The sequence below is a fragment of the Nocardia kruczakiae NBRC 101016 genome (genome assembly GCF_001612965.1).
GTDB lineage: Bacteria > Actinomycetota > Actinomycetes > Mycobacteriales > Mycobacteriaceae > Nocardia > Nocardia kruczakiae.
Window position 1 is genome coordinate 137272 of the sequence record NZ_BDBL01000006.1, and the last position, 22101, is coordinate 159372.

The window sequence follows — 22101 nt, forward strand, 5'->3', positions numbered from 1 at the left end:
CATTTGACCGTAGCGCGGATGTTGGCAGCGTGGCGGAGTTTCTGATCGTGGCGGGAACATCGGCCGCGGGGACATCAACCACGGCGGTTCTCCTCGGATCGGATATTTCCCCACTGTGGCGATGGGCGCGCGGGTTTGCCATTGGTTGTTCCGGGCCTCGGAACCGGCTGCACGCAAAACGTTGACTGTTCGGTCTGACCATACATATAGTAGGACAAATATGCGACGCCGGTCACGGCGGGCGAGGCGTTCTGAGCTCGATCGAAGGTCGTCGCCGGTCCGACCGACGGGTGTGGAGTGAATATGCGTGGGGCTCGTGTCATCGCCACTGTGGCCGCGGGGCTCGGAATGCTCTGGGTGACCACTCCGCCGGGTTCGGCCGACGAACCGGGGGGGCGGGTTCCCCGCGGTGGCGGCGCACGAGTTCACTGTCGACCAGGACGAGTTGGCCGCCGCAGTCCAGTGCGACTCCGGTGCCCGGTCCGGGCGGCCGACTGTGCTGCTGATTCCCGGCACCGGTGGCACGCCCGACGAGATCTGGTAGTGGAACTATGAAAAGGCGCTTCCCGCAGCGGGTTATGGATGGTGCACGGTCGCGCTACCGGATCGGGCGCTGGGCGATTTCGCGATCTCGGCCGAGTACGCGGCCTATGCGGCGCTGCAGGCTCATCGGGTCTCCGGCCGGCCGATCGGCATCGTGGGGCACAGCCAGGGCGGTGCGATGGCGGCGTGGATCGCGAAATTCTGGCCGGAGGTCGCCGCCGTTACGTCCGACGTGATCCCGATCGCCGGGCCGCTGGGTGGCAGTGCGGTGGCAGACAGTCTGTGCGCGGGCGGCGCGTGTGCGCCGATCGCCTGGCAAATGGGCACTCGCTCGCATGTGACGCGGGCCTTCGCCAATGCTCCCGTGCCCGACGGACCTGCGTTCACCTCCATCCAGACCATGCAGGACGAACTTGTGTTGCCGCAGCCGCAGGCCGGCTCGATGCGCGGTGGACCGACGATCATGGTTCAGCAGGTGTGCCCCGGCCATCTGGCCGATCACGGCATGCTGGTCTTCGATCCGGTGGCCTACGCCCTGGTCCTGGACGCGCTCGGCCATCCCGGCCCCGCCGACCCGAGTCGGGTGGACCGTGGGGTGTGCGCGCAGGCGACACTGCCCGGATTCGACCCGGCGGGCTACACGAAGTTCACCAATACGGTGTCGGCCTTGATGTTCGGACTGCTCGATACCAGGAATTGGGTTCCCGCCGAGAAACCGCTGCCGGCGTATGCGGCGCACTACGACCGCTGACCGATATCGGTTGTCGGCCAGACGTTTTCATCCCGGTCGCGTGCGCGGCTGCCAGGAATACCGAGCCGAGTGCTCGGCTCGAGAGGAGTGCACATGTCTCAGCAGCCCACCCGTGTCGATTTTCCCAGAAGCGGCGGGCTGACCGTCGCCGCCTATCGCTGGGACCCGCAGGGGACCCCTCGGGCGATCGCCCAGATCGTGCACGGCGTGGGTGAGCACGCGTTGCGCTACACGCCGTTGGCGGAGGTGCTGGCCGCCCGCGGCTTCGTCGTCTACGCGCACGATCATCGCGGCCACGGCGCGACGCTGCTCGACGGCCAGGAACCCGGAGTCATCGGCGCCGACGGCTGGACCGAGCTGGTGGCCGACGTCGGCCGGATGGGGCGCAACGCCCGTGACGCGAATCCGGGACTGAAGTTGGTGCTCATCGCGCACAGCCTCGGCTCGTTCGCCACCCAGCAATTCCTGCCCGAGCACAGCGCCGAGGTCGATGCGGTGGCGCTGTCGGGCACCGCCGCGCTGGACCTGCTCCTGCTGGATCTCGACGCACCGGTCGACCTGTCGATGTTCAACGCGGGAATTCCCTCGCCGCGAACGGAATTCGACTGGATCAGCCGCGACGAGGCGCAGGTGGACGCCTATCTCGCCGATCCGCTGTGCGGGTTCGGGCTCGATATCGCGGGAATGAAGGGCATGGTCGGCGGGGCGGTGGCGGTCGCCGCCGCGGAACGCGTCGCCTCGATCCGCTCGGATCTGCCGCTGTATATCGCTGTGGGCGACAAAGATCCGGTGAACGGCGAACTCGCGTTGGTGAACGCCTTGGTGCAGCGATACGAGCATGCCGGTCTGACCGACGTCACGCTGAAGGTGTGGCACGGCGCTCGCCACGAGATCTTCAACGAGATCAACCGCGACGAGGTCTTCGCCGATCTGCAGGCATGGATCGACCGGAAGCTGGCGTGAGTTGATCGGCGTACCCGACGATACCTGGGGCGAACGGGTGACCGCAGTCGTCACGCTGCGCCCCGGCCACACCGCGATGTGGAAGCAATGCTGGCCTTCGCGAGGGCCCCGCTCGCCGGACACGAGGCTCCGAAACAGATTGTGGTGGTGGACCGTATACCCGGAAACGGTCGGTGGGAAGATTATGAAGTACCGACTGCGCGGACTTGTCCAGAACAGGCCGTAACCCGCATTCGGTTTGCGCGCCGGGGCATTCATCGGGAAAGCCCCGGCGCGAAACAGCTTTCAGTTGGGAGCCGAGTGCTCGGCGACGATGTGGCGGGCGCGCATGCCCGTCATAACCGGGCTGATTCGGACGACATCGCCGGTTGTCGGTGCGTGAACCATTCGGCCGTTGCCGAGGTAGATGGCGACGTGCCCAGGATTGTCCCCGTCTGCGTCGAAGTTTCCGAAGAGCAGGTCACCGGGAACTGCCTGTGACAAGGGGATTTCGGTGCCGACGTGCCACTGGTTCTGAGAGGTTCGCGGCAATGTCACTGCGCCGCTGGTCGCGGCGTGCACAGCGAAAGAGGTCAGTCCTGAGCAATCGAAACCTCCGGAGGACGGGCCGCTGCCGTCGCCTCCGCCCCAAACATAAGGCAGTCCCAGATATTTCAATGCCTGCGCGATGATTCGCCGGCCAAGGTCTTCCAGAGGTCGATGATCAGCGGCCGGCAAGTTGTAATCGTTCGCCGACAACCACTCGAATTGTTTGCGAGCGGACAGAATTCGCGCGACGTATGGTTTCGTCTCGAGCTCGTAGGCGGGGCTGCCGCTGGGCATTCCGCCGGACCGCAGAATGGCTCCGGCTCCCGCGTTGTACGCGGCGAGCGTGAGCGCGAGGGTGTCGCCGGAGACGACGCCCGCGTGTTTCCAGCCCTCGATCTGCTGGTAGGTGTCGCAGAGCAGATGACCCGAGGCCATCACCGAATCCCCGACGTCGAAGATGTCGGGGACCCCGTCACCGTGCACGTCCCGGCCGTATTTCGCCCACGTGGCGGGCATGAATTGCCCGGGGCCCATGGCCCCGGCGGGGGAGATCGGGGCGCTCGGTCCGTAACGGAACCCGTTCTCGGCCTGATACAACGCTGCCAGCGTCGATGCCTGAATACCCGAGCACAGGGCGCCGGCCTGCCGGAACCACGGGACGAAGACGGCGATGTCACCGGTGACGGGCGCGGGAACCGCTGCGGCCGGGCTCACCGGGATGATCGCGAAACTCTGTGGGGCGGTGGAGTATCGAGGTGTCGAATCGACGTCGGCTCGGGGAGGCGATTGCACTGTCGCCTCGCTGTTGTGGCCGGGCTGTGTCGCCGTTCCGGGGACTACGTCGCTGTACCCGGTATCGGGTTGCGCGGCAGAAGGTTTCGCGGGCAGCAGGTTTGCCACTCGTTCAGACGTGTCATCGACAGTTTGCCGCGCCGCCTGCTGGGCAGGCTCGGGAAGTCGGGCGATCGCGTTGTCCAATTGCACCGTGAGGGATTTGGCTGTCTCGCCCGTGGATTCGACCGCCGTGTGGGCGGAGGTCGTGGCCGGGCCCGGCAATCCGGAGTTGTCGACCGCGCCGGTCGCGACCGAGACGATGGTGGAAATCACGGTGATCGGGTCCGACATCGCGAGCCGCCCTTCTACATTCGCTTCCGCAACAATTCGGCGATATGCCGACAATTGATCCCCTCAGGAAACGATTGTGGTGCGGCGCCGCCGTCGTGACATCCCCCTGACGGGTGGTGGCGGGGGCAGTTGGAGGGATTGTGGAAGACAGCCCGCTATTCGAGGACTATGGCGTTTTTCCAGCCTGGCGCTGCTCCTCCAGATACAGCGAAATGGCTTCCGATCGGTTGACCGCGCCGAGTTTGCGCAGTACCTGCTTGACGTGCGACTTGACGGTTTCGACGGTGATCACCAATTGTTCGGCGATTTCGTTGTTCGACGCGCCGTCGACGATCAGGCCCAGTACCTCGGCCTCACGCGGTGTCAGCAATTCGTGTACTGCCGCGCGTATCGGCTGTGCGGGGCTGCCCGGGCGTATCGATGTTCCTTCGAGCCCGAGGTCCACGTCCAGACCGGCGAACGAGTCGGTCTCGGAGGCAAGCTGCCGCACCGCGGCGAGAATGCTCTGCCGCTGCCGTTGCATCCGATCTGTTCGCACCTCGCGCTCGCGAATCACCGCGAACGTCGCGGCGACGATATCGAGCAGCTGGAGATCGGTGCTGTCGACGGCCCAGGGCAGGTGCCGGGCGGCGTGTATCAGCGCACCGACCTCGGAACCGACGATGACCGGTGCCACCACGTAATGCGAGGTGTCCAATATCTCGGCCATGTGGTCGCTCGGCTCCCCGGTGCTGCCGTCGACCAGCACGGACCGGCGCTCTGTGAAGCAAACCTGTTCTGCCGCAGTCGGTTTCCGGGGCTCGCGAGCGGGTGCGGACGATTCGATACCGGGATGCACGTATCGCAGGGTGCAACCGGCACCGTCGATGACCGAATAGCTCGCACGCCGGAATTCCAGCGTGCCGGTGAGTTCCGAGCAGGTCTGCCGAATCAGCGCCTCCACCGAAGCGGCGCTGCGCATGCGGGTCACCGCTCGTGCGAGTGCGGGTATCCGGCGCGAGCGTGCCCGCAGGATGAGCTCGCGAACCTGCGCTTGAGCGTCGAGAACGGCGGCGATCAAGCCGGCGCGGGCGATGTCGGCGGACGAATCCGGTATCGGCCGTGCCGTCAACGCGGCGTCGATTGTCTTGTCGGACATGACGATCGCTTCGGCCAGCGTCGACACGTTGGGTTGCCGGCCGAGATCCATGGTGTCGCGCAGCTCGCGGTCGAGCGCCACGAGGGTTTCGAATGCACGGTGCGCCGAGCTGGTGTTCATTGCGCGATTCCGCAGGATTCCTGCGTCATCCGCGCGTATGCCGCGACAGCGGCCGCACGATTCGAGGTGCCGAGCTTCTTCGAGATCTGCTTCAGATGTGACTTGACGGTTGCCTCGGAGACGGTGAGATTACGTGCGATCTGCATATTGGTCGCGCCGGTCGCCAAGTGACCGAGAACCTCACGCTCCCGGAAGGTCAGCGATGCCGCGCCCGTGGGCACCGAATGCAGCTGCCGTACCGGCCGGTGCACAGCCGTCGCGGCCGGTTGTGGCGAATTCCAGGCGGCAGCGTCGCCGGATTTGTCGAACATGGCCACCACCTCGGCATAGGTGTCGGCGGCACGTTTGAACTGTTTCGCCATATGATCGGCCAGGCACGCACTCTCGAACACCGTCGACAGGCATTCGGCGAACGCGACGAGCAATTCGAGACCGTCGTCGCTGAGACTGTTCGGATCTTCGGGACGGTCCGCATGCAGCATCCCGATGGTCCTGCCGCGGACCGTGATCGGGGCCGCGACGTAGGCGCGCGTCTGCGCGGCGTCGACGATCTGCTTGTAGGTCCGCTTGTCCGAGACGGGGTCGGGGACCAGCGCGACAGTTCGCCGGCGGACCAGCAGCTCCGTCTCGAGCGGCGCGTCCGACAACGGAATTCGCGCGCCGTCCACGAACTGCTCGAATGTGGCGGATTCGGGGGTGCGCTCCTCGATGTGGAGGTGCTGGGGCAGCCAGACCGAACCACTGATGGTCGAGATCATTGCCCGGCCCAGCGACAGGTCGCGACAGACCTGAGCGGGCACCGTATCGATCAGTTGCCGCGGCGACAGTCCGGCCAGCGCGCTGATGCTGTCGCGAATTTCGGAAAGAGACGACAGTTGCTGTGCCAGCGCGGTTTCCAGTTCATCGTGGTGCAACCGATGCAGAGCCGCGAGGACCGCGCACGCCTCGGTCCGGCGCGCGGCGGGGGTTTCGGCGCTGTTGATCAGATCCAGCAGGCGAGTCCGCAGAGTCGTGAGCCGCACGTCGCGTGACAGGGGGAAATCGACATCGCACTGCGTTCCGACGAGATCGCTCGCATGCTCGACCACCTCCCGTGTTGCTCCGGCGAACGGTTTGTCCACGGCCGAAGTCCAAGATGCAATTGGCACCACGGAGGCCTCCTTGCACACCCTCGGGTCGGCGATGACCCTGATAAACACTGAATGGTTAGACCGTAAATCAAGCTCGTTGTGACGTCAAACACACGTGCTGTTCACATTTGCTGGGCGGAATCCGACCCGATGCACGGATTCTCCCCCTGAAGGGGGAGCGGTGGGGGGTATTCGAGTGATTTACCGTCTGAACTGCGGTTTTCCCGCTGTGCGCTTCCTAACATCGGTCCGAACATCGAGACCGTCAGGGAGTAGGACATGGAAATCAAGGCCGCTGTGCTGGGTGGGGTAGGCGAAAAATTCAGCGTCGAGAGAGTCGAACTCGGTGCCCCTGCGGCCGACGAGGTGGTCGTCGAGATCGTCGGCGTCGGCATCTGTCATACCGATCTCGCCATCCGGGATGGTCACCTGCCGTTCCCGCTTCCCGGTGTGGTCGGACACGAAGGCAGCGGAACCGTGGTCGCGGTCGGCGCGGAAGTCAGCTCGGTCGCTGTCGGCGATGCGGTCGCCGTCAGTTTCAACAGCTGCGGGTCGTGCGTGCAGTGCGACGACGGAGCGCCGGCCTATTGCGCGAACTTCATGGCATACAACTTCGGCGGCGTGCGGCCGGACGGTTCCTCCGCATTGGCGCAGGACGGAAAGACATTAGGCTCCAACTTCTTCGGCCAGTCGTCGCTGGCGACGCACGCCGTCGCGCACGAGCGCAATGTGGTGAAGTTGCCGGACGACGCCCCGGTGGAGATCGTCGGACCGCTCGGCTGTGGCATCCAGACCGGCGCGGGCGCGGTGATGAATTCACTCGACGTGCAGGCCGGTTCCTCGCTGGTGGTGGCGGGCGGCGGGGCGGTGGGCCTGTCGGCCGTGCTCGCGGCGGTGGTGCGGGAAGCCCGCGTCATCATCGTCGTCGAACCCCATGAAAGCCGGCGCGAGCTCGCTCTCGATCTCGGTGCCACCCATGCGATCGATCCGAGCGCGGGCCCGGTGTCGGAGCAGATCCGCGCCATCGTGCCCGAGGGCGCCGACTACGCGATCGACACGACCGCGATCCAGGGCGTACTGGTGCAGTTGGTGTTGTCGCTGGGTGCTCAGGGGGTCTTGGGCATGATCGGCGTGCCTTCCGATCCGGAGGCGGCGCTGCCGGTCCCGGTTATCCCGCTGCTGCTTCAGGGCTTGTCGGTCCGCGGCATCACCGAGGGCGACGCCGATCCGCACGCCTTCATTCCGCAGCTGCTCGACCTGCACCGCGAGGGCAGGTTCCCGTTCGACAAGTTGATCACCACGATGCCGCTGGCGCAGATCAACGAGGCGGTCGAGGCGCAGCATCGCGGTGAGGCCGTCAAGGTCGTCCTGACCACCCGTTGATTCGAAATACCAAAGCGCGCAAAGGATTCACATCATGACTGTTCAACGCGATCGTTTCTACGTCGGCGGTACGTGGCGCACCCCGGCGTCGTCGGCGAAAATCTCGGTGATCTCGCCCAACACCGAGCAGGTGATCGGCCAAGTACCCGCCGGCGCACCCAGTGACATCGACGCCGCCGTCGCCGCGGCACGGGCGGCATTCGACGACCCCAGCGGGTGGTCGCAGTGGGCTCCGGCGCAGCGGGCCGACGCCCTGGACCGCCTTGCTGATGCGCTCGACAAGCGTGTCCCGGATATGGTCCAGGCGGTCAGCTCCCAGAACGGCATGCCGGTCGCGGTGTCGGAGAAGCTGGAGGCAGTCTTTCCCCAGCTGCTGCTGCGCTATTACGCGGGGATGCTGCGGGAAGCATTGTTCGAGGAAACCAGGCCCGGACTGCTCGGCGGATCGACGCTGGTGGGCCGCACCCCGATCGGTGTCGTCGGCGCCATCGTCCCGTGGAACTTCCCGCAGGCGCTCGCCGCATTCAAATACGCACCCGGGCTCGCCGCCGGCTGCACCTTCGTCATCAAGCCCTCACCGGAGACCGTTTTCGACAGCTATGTGCTGGCCGAGGCGATCGAGGAGGCGGGTATCCCCGCGGGCGTGATCAATATCGTGCCCGGCGGCCGGGAACTCGGCGCGTACCTGGTGGAGCACCCGGATATCGACAAGGTCGCGTTCACCGGCTCGACGGGGGCGGGCCGCAATATCGCCGAGGCCTGCGGGCGGCTCCTGCGGCCGGTGACCCTGGAGCTCGGTGGAAAGTCGGCCGCGATCATCCTCGACGACGCGAACCTGGATCTGGCCGCGGTTGGTGAGCAGCTGTTCGGCGCCACCCTGCTCAACAACGGGCAGACCTGCTTCCTGGGGACCCGCGTGCTTGCACCGAAATCGCGGTATCAGGAAATCGTCGACGTGTTCACCGCTTTGGCGGGTTCATTGCAGGTCGGCGATTCGCTCGACCCGCAGACTCAGATCGGGCCGATGGCGAGCGCCCGGCAACGCGAGCGCGTGGAGTCCTACATTGCGAAGGGCATCGGCGACGGGGCGCGTGTCACCGTCGGTGGTGGTCGGCCCGAGGGGCTCGATCGGGGCTGGTTCGTGCAGCCCACGATCTTCGCCGACGTGGACAATCGCTCCGCGATCGCTCAGGAGGAGATCTTCGGCCCGGTGCTGTCGCTGATTGCGTACGAGGGCGACGACGATGCGATCCGGATCGCGAACGACAGTGCCTACGGGTTGGGTGGCAGCGTGTGGACCGGCGACCACGACCGCGGCGTCGAGGTCGCGCGGCGCGTGAAATCCGGCACCATCGGCATCAACAGCTATCTGCCCGATCCGACCGCGCCTTTCGGCGGCGTGAAGGCCAGTGGGCTCGGACGCGAACTCGGTCCCGAGGCGCTGTCCGCCTATCTGGAAACGAAGTCGATCTATCTCTGATCGACACGGTGTGCTCGGTCCCTCGAGGGCCGAGTTCCGGGTCGATCGAAGTCACGCGTGTGAGCCGGGGTGGTGGACGTCGGTCGTTCGACGACGCTCCACCACCCGGCCGTGCTCGGCCCCGGTCGGTTGCCGCGTTCGATGATCGCCCGCCTATCCGATACGTGAGGAAGAAATGGCCGTAATAGATGGCCGTGCACCTTCGCGCGGCAGAAATAAATTTGCCGCCGAAGTGCTGCGCTTTGTGAAAGGCGGTGCCACCGCGCTCGGTGAATTCTATGTCACCGCCTGGGAAACATTCCGGTGTATGTTCCAGCGGCCGGTGCAGTGGCGCGAATTCATTCATCAGGCGTGGTTCATCTGCCGTATCTCGATCGCGCCATCGATATTGATGGCGATTCCGTTCTGCGCGATGATCATTTTCGAGATCAATCTCATTCTGGATCAGATCGGAGGCATCGACCTCAGCGGCAGTGGCGCCGGTGTCGGCGTGATCCGCGAGATGGGCCCCATGACGACGGTACTGGTCGTCGCGGGCGCCGGCGCGACTGCGATCTGCGCGGACCTGGGCTCGCGGAAGATCCGCGAGGAGCTTGACGCCATCGAGGTGCTGGGCATCGATCCCATTGCGCGACTGGTGGTTCCACGCGTCGCGGCGGCCGCGGTGGTGGCTGTGTTCCTGAACGGCGTGGTCACCGCGGTCGGCATCACCGGAGGTTACGTCGTCAGCGTCTACGTCCAGGGCGCCACGCCCGGACAGTTCGTGAACAGCCTGTCGCTGCTGACCGGTCTCGGCGACTTCGTCGTCGGCGAGATCAAGGCCGGTGTCTTCGGGCTGCTGGCCGGCCTGGTCGGTTGTCACCTCGGAATGCGGGCGAAAGGTGGATCCAAAGGTGTCGGCGAGGCCGTCAACCAAACCGTTGTCGTGAGTTTCGTCCTGCTCTTCCTCACGAATTCGATCATCACGACTATTTCCCTGCAGGCGTAGGAGGCTCGGGTGGCAACCAAAATTGCCGGTGTCGCGAACGCACCGGTCGACAGTCTCGCCGATCTCGGCGGGCAACTGAAGTTCTACGGGCGCAGCATCTCCTACGCCCCGCACACATTCCGGCAATACCGGGGGGAAGTGCTGAAACTCATTGCCGCGGTGAGTATGGGGACCGGCGCGCTGGCGCGGGTCGGCGGCACGATGGTCATTCTCGGGTTCATGGCGATGGCCGGCGCGTACGAGGTCGGTCAGCAGGGCGATACATCGCTGGGCCGGATCGGCATCGGGGCGCTTTCCGGATTCGTCTCCGCATTCTTCAACACCCGCGAAGCGGTCCCCTTGATGACCGCGTTCACCTTGATCGCCACCGTCGGCGCCGGATTCACGGCCGAACTGGGCGCGATGCGGGTCAGTGAGGAAATCGACGCACTGGAAGTGATGTCGGTGCCGCCGATTTCGTTCCTGGTGACCACGCGACTGATCGCCGGTGTCATCGCTGTGATCCCGCTGTACGCGATCGCGCTGATCATGGGATATTTCTCCACCCGCGCCGTAACCCTCGTCTTCACCGACCAGACCAGCGGAACCTACGACCACTACTTCAAGGAATTCCTGATTCCGGCGGATGTCTGGTGGTCGCTGGTCAAGGTCATCGTCATGGCGATCGTGGTCATGTGCGTCACCTGCTACTACGGATTTCACGCCTCGGGCGGTCCGGCCGGCGTCGGCGTCGCCGTGGGTCGGGCGGTCCGGACCTCGCTGATCGCGGTGATGGTGATCGACCTGTTGGTGGGCATCGCGGTATTCGGCGGTCCCGGTTCCGGCGCACACATTTCGGGGTGACGACGATATGACGAACACACTCAACCGATCGCGCATCCACGACGCCGGCGTCGGTGTCGCGATGATCGCCCTCCTGCTGGCACTGACGGCATTGGCGGTCGCGGTGTACAAGGACGCGTTCACCTCCACGGCGAAGGTGTCCATCCGAACCGGCCGGACCGGCTTGATGATGGACGTCGGCTCCCAGGTGGAAATGAGCGGCAAGGTCGTCGGTCGCGTGACCGCAGTGTCCTTTCACGACAGCAGCGCCACCATCGACATGGCGGTCCGGTCGGACCAACTGAAATGGATACCCGCGAATGTAGGTGCCGATCTCAGCACCTCGACATTGTTCGGCCGCAAATACGTTTCCCTGGTCCGTCCCGCCGATCCGTCGCCGAAGCGGCTGGCCGACGGCGCGGTCATCGACGCGCGGCAGGTGACCGTCGAATTCCAGGACGTCCTCGGCAAACTGATGGGTGTTCTGCAACAGGTCGACCCCGCACAGGTCGACACCGTGCTGACGCAGAGCGCGGCCGCGGTGCGTAGTCGCGGAGGCGGACTCGGCGAGAGCCTGCAAACCCTGTCGGCGTACCTGCGTGAATTCAACGGCACCATGCCGACATTGCAGCGCGACATTCCTAAACTGGCCGACAATGCCGACACCCTGTCCGGACTGGCGCCCGACCTGCTCGCGGTCCTGCACAACGCGAGCGTGACCGGGCAGACACTGACCGACAAGCAGTCGATGCTGGCGGCATTCCTGATGAGTTTCACCGGACTGGGCAATGTCGGAACCACCTTCTTCGACGCCGCCCGCAAGCCGTTGCCAGGGGCCGTCGACGCGCTCGATCCGGTGACCGGCGTGCTGGCCGACTATTCGCCGGAGTACCAGTGCCTGCTGTCGGGCCTCGTGCAGTCCGACGCCTATTTGAAGCGCACGCTGGGCGGTGCCCGGCCGGGCCTCAACATTCTGGGAACGGTCCCCATGGGCGACCCGCCGTATACGCAACAGAATTTGCCGCAGATCGGTGGGGTTTCGAATCCGCCGAGTTGCTACGGCTCGCATGACGGAGTGACGGGGGCCGATCCGGGCCACACCGATTTCGACGACGGCAGCCGAGCCTATGAGACCCCCGCCCATCCTTCTCCCCCGGCCGCGAATATCGCCGAACTACTGCTTGGACGGACGAAATGACCATACGTGGACCACTGATCAAGCTTCTCGTATTCGTCGTCGTCACGACCCTCGCCGGTTTTCTCGTCGCCTCCACCGTCGGCAATATCCGATTCACTCCGGCGACCTCGTACAGCGCCGTATTCACGGACGCGTCGGGTCTGAAGGTGGGCGACGATGTGAAGGTGGCCGGAATCCCTGTGGGGAAGGTCCATTCGGTCGAATTGACCGGACCGCGGGAAGCGCTGGTGAAATTCGACGTGGATTCCCAGCGGCCGCTGACCACCGCGACGAAGCTGCAGATCCGGTACAAGAACCTCATCTCCGACCGCTATCTGGAGCTGACCGACAGTTCACCATCGGCGCCGGCGCTGGCGGCCGGTGCCGTGATCCCCGCGAGCCGGACCGGCGCGGGACTGCAGATGGATCAGCTGGTCAACGGATTCCGCCCCCTGCTACAAGGATTGGATCCCGATGCCGCCAACCGGCTGACCGCCTCGCTGGTCGAGGTCATCAACGGCCGGTCGGACAAGATCGCCGATATCGTGCGGCAGGTCGCGACGCTGAGCGGCACGCTCGCCGATAAGGACCGGGCGATCGGGGCGATCATCACCAACCTCGGCGCGGTGATGAACACCGCCGACCAACGCGGGCAGGATCTGTCCGCCGCGGTGACCGACCTGCAGCAATTGGTCAGCGGTCTCAACGAGGACCAGGCGACGGTCACCGGTGCGGTGGACCAGCTCGACGGTGCGACTTCCGCACTCAGCAGCGTTCTCGCCGAAGCGCGCGCGCCGCTGGCCGCCGATATCACACAACTGGGGCGTACGGCGGCCAATCTCAACGCCGAGACCGACAGTCTGAACGCGTTGCTCAGCGGACTGCCGCACGCGTACCAAAAGATCTCTCGTGCAAGCAGTTACGGCAACTTCGTGAACTTCTTCGTATGTGGTTTGGCCATCCGGTACCCCGGTCCGCAAGGGGGCGCCGATACGCCGATGGTCGTAGCCCCAGCAGACAGGTGCAAATAATGGGTCGGATCGCAGAGCGGGCACTGAAATGGAAATGGCGCGGACGGTTGCCGATGCGGGAACGCAATCGCGTGCGCGTGGGCGTCGTCGGCACACTGCTGGTGGTCATCGTGCTCGCGGTCGTCTTCGAGTACCGGTCCATTCCCGGCGTCAGTGACAATTCGAATTATCGCGCCGAGTTCGCCGATGCCAGCGGTTTGGCGGTCAAGGACGACGTGCAGGTCGCCGGTGTGGTGGTGGGCCGGGTAAAGAGCGTCGAGCTGTCGGGTGATCGGGTGGAAGTCGAATTCACCGCCGATACCCATGGTGTGCGGCTCGGCGCCGACACCCGGGCGGCGATCCGGGTCGGCACGCTGCTGGGAAAGCGCTACATCGAACTCGGCCCCGAGGGACCGGGAACCCTCGCGGCCGGAGCGACTATTCCGTTGCAGCGCACCACATCCGGCTACGACATCTCCCGGTCGCTCGCGGAGGTGTCCGATACGGTGGCGAAGACCGACAAGACGCGCCTCAGCGACGCGTTGAATCAGGCCGGCGCGTTGTTGAAGACCGTGTCGCCCGACCTGGAATCGTCACTGACCGGCATAACCCGGCTGTCGAACACGGTCGCGAGCCGGGACCAGGCGATCGACGATCTGCTGGCTCATGCCAACGGCGTCAGCGGAATTCTTTCCCAGCGAAACGAACAGTTCGCACTCCTGCTGGCCGACGGCCGATCCCTGTTCGGTGCGCTGAACACCCGGGCGGACGAAATTCACCGGGTTCTGGTGCAGGCGAAAAGCGTCTTCGACGAACTGAGTGCGCTCGCCCAGGAGAACACCGCGAGTATCGGGCCCACACTGACCGAACTGGGCACGACAGTGGAGACCTTGAACAAGAACTACAAGAACGTCAGCGATTCGATTTCCGGCCTGCGGACGTTCGTGACCCAGCTCAGTGACGTCGTCGCCAGTGGCCCCTTCTTCAATGTGCTGCTGGACAACATCACCCCGGCGACGTTGAACAATCCGCAGCCCAACAATTCCGGAGGCCCGCGATGAAACGGTTTCCTCGATTCGCGGTGATCGCGGTGGGTGTGGTGGCGGTCGTCGCGGTGGCCGTCTCGGTCCTGGCGGCCGCCCATCCCTCCACAAAGCACGTGGTGGCCTACTTCCGCAGCACCACCGGGCTCTACCCCGGCGACTCCGTCGATGTGCTGGGGGTGAAGATCGGGACGGTGGACAAGGTCGTCCCCGCCGGTGACCGGGTCCGGGTCGAGATGTCGGTGGACGCCGATCGGCGCGTGCCGGCCGACGCGAAGGCCGCCATCATCGCCCCGACGCTCGTCTCGGGCCGATACGTCCAATTCGCGCCCGCCTATACCCACGGGCCGACGCTCGCCGACGGCGCGGTCATCCCGCTGGAGCGCACCGCCGTGCCGGTCTCCTTCGACGAGGAGAAGAAGCAGGTCGACGAGCTGCTCGAGGCCCTGGGACCGAACGGCCACAACGGAAATGGGCCGCTGGCGGATGCGGTCAGCGCGGCCGCGGGCACGGTGGACGGCCGCGGCACCACCATCAACAACACCTTGGCGGCACTGTCGGCGGCGGCGGTCGCGCTGGACAAGGGCAGCCCGGATCTGTTCGGGACGTTGCGCAATCTGCAGAGTTTCGTCTCCGCGCTGGCGGCCAACGACAAACAGATCGTCGGATTCGCCGGGCAGCTGTCGTCGGTGTCGCAATTGCTCTCCGACAACCGCACCGAGCTGAACGCACTGCTGAACAGCCTGGCTACTCAGATGGGGCAGATCCAGGAGTTCGTGAAGAACAACCGCGGCCAACTCGTGAGCGATGTGTCGTCATTGCAGCACATCACCCAGTTGCTGGTGGACAAGGAAGACGATCTCGCCCAGATTCTGCACAGCGCCCCGACGGCACTGGGCGACTTCTACAACATCTACGACCCGCAGACCGCGTCGCTGACGGGCGGCCTGGCGCTGCCGGGCATTCCGGATGGCCGCTCGCTGCTGTGTGTGCTCGCCACCACGGTGAATGCCCCGCCGGATATGTGCCGGACGGCGACCCAGTCGCTGGCGGGCCAGCTGGCCGGTGCGGTAGCGGGGACCCGACCACCTTCGGCGCCGGCGCCGACCGACCTGCAGGGGCTGCTGGCTCCGCTGACGGGGGGTACTCGATGAAACAGATCAGGAAGAAGACGGCCCTGTCGGTATCGCTCGGTCTCTTGGCGACGACGACGGTGCTGGCGGGCTGCGGACGTTTCGACGGCGTCAATTCCCTGCCGTTGCCGGGGAATGCGTCGAAGGGGAGCGGCTTCGACATCACCGTCGACATGCCGAATGTGCAGAACCTGGTGAACAATTCGGTGGTCAAATCCGGCAACGTCGATGTCGGCACCGTGACGTTGATCCGACTGGACGGGTGGCATGCGCGGCTGACCGTTCAATTGAACGATTCCGCCGCGTTGCCCGCGAATGTGTCGGCCACGCTCGGCCAGACCAGCATTCTGGGTGCCCAGTACCTGGAATTGTCGGTCCCCTCGGGACAGCAGCCCGCGACGCGCTCCTTGCAGGCGGGCGATGTCATCGGATTGGAGCGAAGCGGCGAGTACCCCTCCACCGATCGGGTGCTGTCCGCATTGTCGGGGGTGCTCAATGGCGGTGGGCTCGAACAGATCCGGACCATCGTCGCCGAGGCCGATTCCGTGCTCGACGGCCGCGAGGAAACCCTGCGCGACCTGATCGACAATCTGGACACCTTCGTCACCAGCCTGAACAACCAGCGCGACGATATCGTCCGGGCCATCGATTCGGTGGACAAGTTGTCGGGCACGCTCGGCGCCCAGACCGCGACCATCGACAAGGGGCTCGCCACGCTGGCGCCCGCATTCGGAGTGCTCGACAAGCAGCAACGGCAGCTGACCGACACACTGGCCAGCCTCGGTCGTTTCGGACAGGTCGCCAACGAGGTGCTGACGGCCAGTCACACCGGATTGGTCGACGATCTGACCAATCTGCGGCCGGTCCTGACCGAATTGGCGGCCGCGGGAGTCAATCTGCCGAAGGCGCTCGACCTGGCCGCGACGATTCCGTTCCCGGTTTCGACGATCGATCGTGCGATCCGCGGCGACTTCATCAACCTGTACCTGACGCTCGACCTGAGCGCCAATGGTGTGCTGAACAAGATCCTGCCCAGCATGCCGAAGGGCCTGCTGGAAAGCGTGGTGGCCATCGGTCATGTGGTGGATCCGATGATCGCGCCGACCCAGGCGCCCCCGCCCGCAGACGCCGCACCGCCGGCAGTCGGCGTGCCGCCGCAGCCCCTGGCGTTGCCGGCACTTCCGCCGTTGCCCGGGTTGCCGGGTTTGTTCGCGCCGCTCGCACCCAGCGCCGGAGGACACTGATGCACAAGACACGCCTGGTCAAACTGCAATTGACGGTGTTCGCCGTCGTCGCGGCGGTGAGCTTGGTCTTCGTGGGAATCAACTACTGCGGAATCCAGAACGCCACCCGCATCGGCACCTACACCGTCACGGCGCACTTCGCCGACGGCGCCGGTCTCTACGACAACGCTCTGGTCACCTATCGCGGCTCCGATGTAGGAGTCGTGCGATCGATCTCGTTGAGCGACAACGGGATCGCGGTGCAACTGCAGCTGAAGTCGAACAAGCGGATCCCGGCCGACACCCCGGCCGCGATCAAGAGCGTGTCCGCGGTCGGTGAGCAATACGTCGACCTGACGCCGACCGCCGACCGCGGCCCGTACCTGCACGACGGCAGCGTTATTCCCTTGGAGCACACCACGATTCCGACGTCCGCGGCGACCCTGCTCGATCATGTGGACCGGCTCCTGCAGGTCGTGCCGCCCGAGGATCTGCGCCAGACCCTGGCCGAAGGCTCGCGAGCTCTCGACGCGCAAGGGTCACCGGCCGGACGACTGATCGACTCCGCCGATTCGATCATCGCTCTGGCACAAAAGAATTGGGATCCGACCAAGAGGTTGATCCAGGATGCGGAACCGCTGCTCGACACCGGTAACGCGGTGTCCTCGGATCTGACATCCTCGGTGCACGACCTGGCCTCGTTCACGGCGCAACTGGCCGGCGACGACCCGAATGTGCGCACGGTTCTCGACCAGGGCAAGGGGTTCGCGGACACCGTCGGTTCGGCGCTGACCGACTTGACCGCGCCGCTGCCGAATCTGCTGGCGAATCTGCAGACGGTTGGTCAGGTGCTGCGGGTCAACGTCCCGGGGCTGCGACAGATCCTCGTTGTCTACCCGGCGATCACCGCGTCGTTCAACTACAGCGTGCAGCATCAGGGTCTGCAGCGGGACGGCGATCAGTTGAGCGCTCAGGCACCCCTGGACGTCAAGTTGCTGAACACGTTCGGGCCGGTGACCTGCACCCAGGGCTACGAGAGCACCCAGCGACGCGACCCGTCGGACACCAGCCCGGCACCGGCGAATCCGGATGCGACATGCATGCTGCCGCACAACGATCCCCAGGCGGTGCGCGGCTCCCGCAACATGCCGTGCGTCTCGAATCCCGCTGTGCGCACCACATATCAGGCCGACTGTCCCGGCGGCGCACCTTCGACCTGGCCCGGGATGCTGTCCCACCCGGGCGGTGCCGCGGCCTCCGCCCCGGCAGGCCCGCCGCCGGCGGCGCCGACCGCTGTCCCATCGCCGGCCGGACCGGCCGAACCCGCTCCGCCCGCCGCGCCGATCGCTCAACCCACCGATGCGCCCGCCGCCGTTCCGTACGACCCGGTGACCGGACGCTTCACCGCACCCGACGGAAAGGCATACACGGTCTCTTCGTTCGACACCACACAGAAGGAGGCGATGACGTGGCAACAGCTCCTGATCGAGCCGACACGAAACTGAGAAGTGACGATCCCGCGACGGAGGACACCGAGCCGAGCGCCGATTCGTCGTCTGTCGCCGTGGCCGAGGAAGCCACCGAAGTGTCCGCCGAAGTGAGAACCGCTCGGAGACTTCCCTTTACGGCGATCGGCGTGGCGCTGCTCGGCGTGGCGATCATCGCCGGGTCGGTCGTCGCCACCTTCATGCAGCTGCATCTGCGCGCCGACGATGCCGCCAAGGACAGGGATGCCGCGGTGGTGTCGGCGGCGCGGCGGATGGTGGTCGATCTGACCACATTGAGTCAGGGATCGCTGGATGGCGATATGAAACGGATCATGTCGGAAACAACCGGTTCCTTTCGCGATCAATTTTCCCACCAGGCGGATTCGTTCCGTCAGGTCGTGGCGAAGGGAGCCGTCGAGTCGACCGGGCAGGTGACCGAAGCCGGACTGATCAGCGCCGACCCCAACCAGGCTCAGGTGCTGGTGGCGTCGACCTCGACGGTCAAGAACAGTGACGCGCCGAATGGTCAGCAGCGGTTGTACCGGATGAAGGTCAGTCTGCAGCACCTCGGCGGGACATGGCTGATCTCGGATGTGGAGTTCGTATCATGACAATCGCGAAAATCGTGCGCCGAGTGCCGCTGTGCACCGCAGCTCGGATCGAAGGCTGGTCGCGGCGGCGGAAAACGCTTGTTCTGGTCCCGCTGGCGATGTGGCTGATCGCCCTCGTAGCCGCGGTCACGGTCATGGGAATTCGCATTCAGCACAACGACTCGGTGGACACCGCCCGAACCAGCGCGCTGGCGACCGCCGATAGCAGCGTTCCGAAACTCTTGTCCTATCGGGCGGATTCGGCCGAACAAGATCTCGACGCCGCGGCGAATCTGCTCACCGGCGATTTCAAGAATCGGTTCCAATCTCTGGTGAAGGACACGATCATCCCGGCGGCCACGGAGCATCAGACGGTGACCAAGGCGTCGGTGGCCGGCAAGTCGGTGGTGGACGCGACCTCGGATTCGGTCACCGTCCTGATGTTCATCGACCAGACCACCAGCAGCAAGGAATCCCCACAGCCGCGCCTGGATGCCAGTCGCGTGCGTATCCGGCTGAATCACATCGGCGATCAATGGCTGATCTCCGAACTGCAGCCGGTGTGACCCGCCAATCGAATCACGTCATCGAACAACTGGAGAGAATATGAGTGGCGTCGAAGTCGCGGTGCAGGGGCTGACGAAGTCGTTCGGATCGCAGACGATCTGGCGGGATGTGTCGCTGACACTGCCGCGCGGTGAAATCAGTGTGCTGTTGGGGCCGTCGGGCACCGGGAAATCGGTATTCCTGAAGTCGTTGATCGGATTGCTGCGCCCCGAAGAGGGTTCGATCGTCATCGACGGGACGGATATTCTGCGCTGTTCGAGCAAAGAACTCTATGAGATCCGGAAAATGTTCGGCGTCCTGTTCCAGGACGGTGCGCTGTTCGGATCCATGGATCTCTACGACAACACCGCCTTCCCGCTACGTGAGCATACGAAGAAGAGCGAGTCAGAGATTCGCGACATCGTGATGGAGAAGATGGAGCTCGTCGGCCTCACCGGCGCCGAGACGAAACTTCCGGGCGAGATATCCGGTGGTATGCGCAAGCGCGCGGGGCTGGCTCGTGCGCTGGTGCTGGATCCGCAGATTATCCTCGTCGACGAACCCGACTCCGGTCTGGATCCGGTGCGTACCACCTACATCAGTCAGCTGCTGATGGATATCAACGCGCAGATCGACGCCACCATCCTGATCGTTTCGCACAACATCAACCTGGCGCGCACCGTGCCGGACAACATCGGCATGCTGTTCCGCCGTGAACTGGTGATGTTCGGACCACGCGAGGTGCTGCTGACCAGTGACGAGCCGGTGGTCGAGCAATTCCTCAACGGCACCATGATCGGGCCGATCGGCATGTCGGAAGAAAAAGACGAAGCACAGATGGCTCATGAGCGGGCGCTGGTAGAAGCAGGCCACCACGCGGGCGGAGTCGAGGTGATCGCCGGGGTGGTGCCGCAAATGCGTCCCACACCGGGAATGCCGCTGCGGCAAGGGGAATTGCGAAGGCAGGACCGGGTGCGGGAAATTCTGCCGTCCCTGCCGCCGGCCGCGCAGAGCGTGATTCTGGAGTCCATGACCGAGGAGGAGTACGTCCCTCCCAGGTGGGGGTAAAACCCCCCGATGTGGTGAGGCGCGCACCGGGTGCCATCGCTGAGACTCGAATCACACTGCAGTACAACGAATGACGATCGCACGGGCGTTCGCCGTAGGGCATCGAGAACGCGCGTAGACAACCGAGAGAGGTTGACCATGACCACGGTCGAATCCGACACCGGGACCGTTCCAGACGACATCGCACGCACCGTCGTCCTGCCCGAAGGACACGCCGACGACGCGAAGGTATTCGAGGCCTACCGCTGGCTGCGCGAAAATCAGCCGCTCGCCCAGGTGCGGGTGGAGGGCTACGACCCGCTCTGGCTCGTCACCAAGCATGCCGACCTCATGGAAATCGAGCGGCAGCCAGAGATCTTCAGCGCCGGTGGCGGTCCGGACAAGGGCACGCACAACCCGCTGCTGGCGAATCAGGCCGGTGACGAATTCACTAAGCAGCTCCTGGGTGGGAGTCTGCGGATTCTCGACGCCCTGCCCTACCTGGACCCGCCGGAGCACACGGTCATCAAGGATGTCGCCTTCGACTGGTTCCGTCCCGCCAATCTGAAGAAGTGGGAGGACCAGATCCGCGCCATCGCAAGGGAATCGGTGCAGCGGCTGACCTCCGGATCGCCGGAGCTGGACGCGGTGCAGGAATTCAGTGTCTTCTTCCCGCTTCGGGTCATCATGACTCTGTTCGGTGTGCCGCAGGCCGACGAACCGCTGATGTTCGCCCTGACCCAGGACTTCTTCGGGGTCGCCGATCCGGACGCGATCCGCGACGATGTCGAAGCGCTGTCACCGGATGCCGCGGCGCAGCAGTTCGCGGCAGCGATCAAGGATTTCTACGCCTACTTCGATGTCCTCGTCGAAGACCGCCGGGTGAATCCGCGCGATGATCTGGCCACCCTGATCGCCGTCGCCAAGGACGAGACGGGTGAGTACTTCCCGAAGTCCTTCGCCTACGGCTGGTTCATGGCGATCGCGACAGCCGGCCATGACACCACGGCGAGCACCTTGGCCGGATGCCTGCACAACCTGGCCGCTCGTCCGGACATCCTCGACCGGGTCAGGAACGACCCGAGTCTGATTCCGCACCTGGTCAACGAATCGCTGCGGATCGTGTCGCCGGTGAAGCAATTCACCCGGATGGTGCTGTCGGACTACGAACTGCGTGGTCAAAAGATCAAGGCCGGTGATCGGCTGGTGCTGCTGTTCCAGTCCGGAAACCGCGATGCCGAGGTGTTCGACAATCCCGACACCTTCGATATCGACCGGCGCCCGAACAAGCACATCGCCTTCGGCTACGGCCCGCACATGTGCATCGGCCAGCATCTGGCGAAGCTCGAGCTGAAGGTGATGCTGGAAGAGCTGCTGCCGCGGCTCGCGAAGGTCGAGGTAACCGGCACGCCGAAGATGATCCAGACCAACTTTGTCGGTGGACTGCGTCACCTGCCGGTCCGACTGACCTTCTCCTGACCTCGTCGCGGTGCGCCGGGAGCGCGAAGTTCCCGGCGCACCGATGATTTCATCGAATAGAAAGTGCAGCAGCGCATGGCGAAAGTCGTGTACCACCTACCGGACGGCACGACCTCCCAGGTCGACGTCGATGCGGGGCAGAGCATCATGAGTGGGTCGGTCAACAACAATCTGCCCGGAATCGTCGCCGAGTGCGGAGGCAGCTGCGCGTGCGCTACCTGCCATGTGTTTCTCGCCCCCGAGTATCAAGATCTGTTCGCGGAGCCGAGCGACGAGGAATCCGAACTCATCGATTATCTCGATGGTGCGACACCGGAGTCCCGGCTGTCGTGCCAGCTGATCGTCTCCGATACCGACCGCGAAATCCACGTTCGCGTAGCCGACAGCCGGTGATC

Annotated in this window: 21 protein-coding genes; 18 read left to right on the forward strand and 3 right to left on the reverse strand. The window is 64.9% G+C overall.

Annotation, left to right across the window (positions count from 1 at the left end; all coding sequences use genetic code 11):
• Positions 1–409: 409 nt before the first annotated feature.
• From NK1_RS36010 to NK1_RS06570, 3 genes are all read left to right on the forward strand, one after another.
• Positions 410–544: a hypothetical protein gene (locus NK1_RS36010; protein ID WP_281189142.1), complete on the forward strand. Its 135-nt coding sequence runs from the start codon at positions 410–412 to the stop codon at positions 542–544.
• Between the two features lie 153 nt (positions 545–697).
• The gene (locus NK1_RS06565; protein WP_157104113.1) at positions 698–1294 is read left to right on the forward strand and encodes a hypothetical protein; all 597 of its coding nucleotides are present in this window, start codon (positions 698–700) and stop codon (positions 1292–1294) included.
• 93 nt (positions 1295–1387) lie between these two features.
• Entirely contained in the window at positions 1388–2257 is an 870-nt protein-coding gene (locus NK1_RS06570; RefSeq protein ID WP_063007668.1) for an alpha/beta fold hydrolase, read from the forward strand.
• A 285-nt stretch (positions 2258–2542) separates the two neighbouring features.
• On the opposite strand, the gene NK1_RS06575 is transcribed toward NK1_RS06570, so the two are convergent.
• The 3 genes from NK1_RS06575 to NK1_RS06585 all read right to left on the reverse strand — a co-directional run bounded on the left by NK1_RS06575 (position 2543) and on the right by NK1_RS06585 (position 6316).
• Entirely contained in the window at positions 2543–3910 is a 1368-nt protein-coding gene (locus tag NK1_RS06575; protein WP_063007669.1) for a C40 family peptidase, read from the reverse strand.
• A 166-nt stretch (positions 3911–4076) separates the two neighbouring features.
• On the reverse strand, positions 4077–5168 hold the full coding sequence (locus NK1_RS06580; protein WP_063007670.1) for a LuxR C-terminal-related transcriptional regulator: 1092 nt from the start codon (positions 5166–5168) through the stop codon (positions 4077–4079).
• Complete coding sequence (locus NK1_RS06585; RefSeq protein ID WP_167354234.1) at positions 5165–6316, reverse strand: LuxR C-terminal-related transcriptional regulator; 1152 nt, start codon at positions 6314–6316, stop codon at positions 5165–5167. Before NK1_RS06585 ends, NK1_RS06580 begins: the two co-directional genes overlap by 4 nt.
• A gap of 261 nt (positions 6317–6577) precedes the next feature.
• On the opposite strand from NK1_RS06585, the gene NK1_RS06590 reads away from it, so the two are divergent.
• From NK1_RS06590 to NK1_RS06660, 15 genes are all read left to right on the forward strand, one after another.
• Complete coding sequence (locus NK1_RS06590; protein WP_063007672.1) at positions 6578–7681, forward strand: NAD(P)-dependent alcohol dehydrogenase; 1104 nt, start codon at positions 6578–6580, stop codon at positions 7679–7681.
• Positions 7682–7715: 34 nt separating this feature from the next.
• On the forward strand, positions 7716–9161 hold the full coding sequence (locus NK1_RS06595; RefSeq protein ID WP_063007673.1) for an aldehyde dehydrogenase: 1446 nt from the start codon (positions 7716–7718) through the stop codon (positions 9159–9161).
• 175 nt (positions 9162–9336) lie between these two features.
• Positions 9337–10149 (forward strand): MlaE family ABC transporter permease, encoded by an 813-nt coding sequence (locus NK1_RS06600; RefSeq protein ID WP_063007674.1) that lies wholly within the window; start codon positions 9337–9339, stop codon positions 10147–10149.
• Positions 10150–10158: 9 nt separating this feature from the next.
• A complete protein-coding gene (locus tag NK1_RS06605; protein ID WP_084460638.1) occupies positions 10159–10992 on the forward strand; it encodes an MlaE family ABC transporter permease in 834 nt (277 codons plus the stop codon).
• A 7-nt stretch (positions 10993–10999) separates the two neighbouring features.
• On the forward strand, positions 11000–12169 hold the full coding sequence (locus NK1_RS06610) for an MCE family protein (protein ID WP_063007675.1): 1170 nt from the start codon (positions 11000–11002) through the stop codon (positions 12167–12169).
• Complete coding sequence (locus NK1_RS06615; protein ID WP_063007676.1) at positions 12166–13179, forward strand: MCE family protein; 1014 nt, start codon at positions 12166–12168, stop codon at positions 13177–13179. The genes NK1_RS06610 and NK1_RS06615 overlap by 4 nt, the downstream gene beginning before the upstream one ends.
• Positions 13179–14219, forward strand: coding sequence for an MCE family protein (locus tag NK1_RS06620; RefSeq protein WP_245660373.1), 1041 nt, complete (start codon positions 13179–13181; stop codon positions 14217–14219). Before NK1_RS06615 ends, NK1_RS06620 begins: the two co-directional genes overlap by 1 nt.
• Complete coding sequence (locus NK1_RS06625) at positions 14216–15355, forward strand: MCE family protein (protein WP_063007677.1); 1140 nt, start codon at positions 14216–14218, stop codon at positions 15353–15355. Before NK1_RS06620 ends, NK1_RS06625 begins: the two co-directional genes overlap by 4 nt.
• Positions 15352–16578, forward strand: coding sequence for an MCE family protein (locus NK1_RS06630; protein ID WP_063905916.1), 1227 nt, complete (start codon positions 15352–15354; stop codon positions 16576–16578). Before NK1_RS06625 ends, NK1_RS06630 begins: the two co-directional genes overlap by 4 nt.
• The gene (locus NK1_RS06635; protein WP_063007678.1) at positions 16578–18062 is read left to right on the forward strand and encodes an MCE family protein; all 1485 of its coding nucleotides are present in this window, start codon (positions 16578–16580) and stop codon (positions 18060–18062) included. The genes NK1_RS06630 and NK1_RS06635 overlap by 1 nt, the downstream gene beginning before the upstream one ends.
• A gap of 59 nt (positions 18063–18121) precedes the next feature.
• Positions 18122–18655 (forward strand): Rv1363c family protein, encoded by a 534-nt coding sequence (locus NK1_RS06640; protein WP_063905917.1) that lies wholly within the window; start codon positions 18122–18124, stop codon positions 18653–18655.
• Entirely contained in the window at positions 18652–19200 is a 549-nt protein-coding gene (locus tag NK1_RS06645; RefSeq protein WP_063007680.1) for an Rv1363c family protein, read from the forward strand. The genes NK1_RS06640 and NK1_RS06645 overlap by 4 nt, the downstream gene beginning before the upstream one ends.
• A gap of 40 nt (positions 19201–19240) precedes the next feature.
• Positions 19241–20248 (forward strand): ABC transporter ATP-binding protein, encoded by a 1008-nt coding sequence (locus NK1_RS06650; protein ID WP_063007681.1) that lies wholly within the window; start codon positions 19241–19243, stop codon positions 20246–20248.
• A gap of 138 nt (positions 20249–20386) precedes the next feature.
• Positions 20387–21706, forward strand: coding sequence for a cytochrome P450 (locus NK1_RS06655; protein WP_063007682.1), 1320 nt, complete (start codon positions 20387–20389; stop codon positions 21704–21706).
• Positions 21707–21781: 75 nt separating this feature from the next.
• Entirely contained in the window at positions 21782–22099 is a 318-nt protein-coding gene (locus tag NK1_RS06660; RefSeq protein WP_063001628.1) for a 2Fe-2S iron-sulfur cluster-binding protein, read from the forward strand.
• Positions 22100–22101: the final 2 nt, after the last annotated feature.

Excerpts from the sequence above, each read along its gene's own strand:
- NK1_RS06610 (WP_063007675.1), top strand. The coding sequence starts at position 11,000 with ATGACGAACACACTCAACCGATCGCGCATCCACGACGCCGGCGTCGGT.
- NK1_RS06655 (WP_063007682.1), top strand. The coding sequence starts at position 20,387 with ATGACCACGGTCGAATCCGACACCGGGACCGTTCCAGACGACATCGCA.
- NK1_RS06595 (WP_063007673.1), top strand. The coding sequence starts at position 7,716 with ATGACTGTTCAACGCGATCGTTTCTACGTCGGCGGTACGTGGCGCACC.
- NK1_RS06635 (WP_063007678.1), top strand. The coding sequence starts at position 16,578 with ATGCACAAGACACGCCTGGTCAAACTGCAATTGACGGTGTTCGCCGTC.
- NK1_RS06650 (WP_063007681.1), top strand. The coding sequence starts at position 19,241 with ATGAGTGGCGTCGAAGTCGCGGTGCAGGGGCTGACGAAGTCGTTCGGA.
- NK1_RS06620 (WP_245660373.1), top strand. The coding sequence starts at position 13,179 with ATGGGTCGGATCGCAGAGCGGGCACTGAAATGGAAATGGCGCGGACGG.
- NK1_RS06580 (WP_063007670.1), bottom strand. The coding sequence starts at position 5,168 with ATGAACACCAGCTCGGCGCACCGTGCATTCGAAACCCTCGTGGCGCTC.
- NK1_RS06660 (WP_063001628.1), top strand. The coding sequence starts at position 21,782 with ATGGCGAAAGTCGTGTACCACCTACCGGACGGCACGACCTCCCAGGTC.
- NK1_RS06625 (WP_063007677.1), top strand. The coding sequence starts at position 14,216 with ATGAAACGGTTTCCTCGATTCGCGGTGATCGCGGTGGGTGTGGTGGCG.
- NK1_RS06575 (WP_063007669.1), bottom strand. The coding sequence starts at position 3,910 with ATGTCGGACCCGATCACCGTGATTTCCACCATCGTCTCGGTCGCGACC.
- NK1_RS06600 (WP_063007674.1), top strand. The coding sequence starts at position 9,337 with ATGGCCGTAATAGATGGCCGTGCACCTTCGCGCGGCAGAAATAAATTT.
- NK1_RS06615 (WP_063007676.1), top strand. The coding sequence starts at position 12,166 with ATGACCATACGTGGACCACTGATCAAGCTTCTCGTATTCGTCGTCGTC.
- NK1_RS06645 (WP_063007680.1), top strand. The coding sequence starts at position 18,652 with ATGACAATCGCGAAAATCGTGCGCCGAGTGCCGCTGTGCACCGCAGCT.
- NK1_RS06630 (WP_063905916.1), top strand. The coding sequence starts at position 15,352 with ATGAAACAGATCAGGAAGAAGACGGCCCTGTCGGTATCGCTCGGTCTC.
- NK1_RS06590 (WP_063007672.1), top strand. The coding sequence starts at position 6,578 with ATGGAAATCAAGGCCGCTGTGCTGGGTGGGGTAGGCGAAAAATTCAGC.
- NK1_RS06570 (WP_063007668.1), top strand. The coding sequence starts at position 1,388 with ATGTCTCAGCAGCCCACCCGTGTCGATTTTCCCAGAAGCGGCGGGCTG.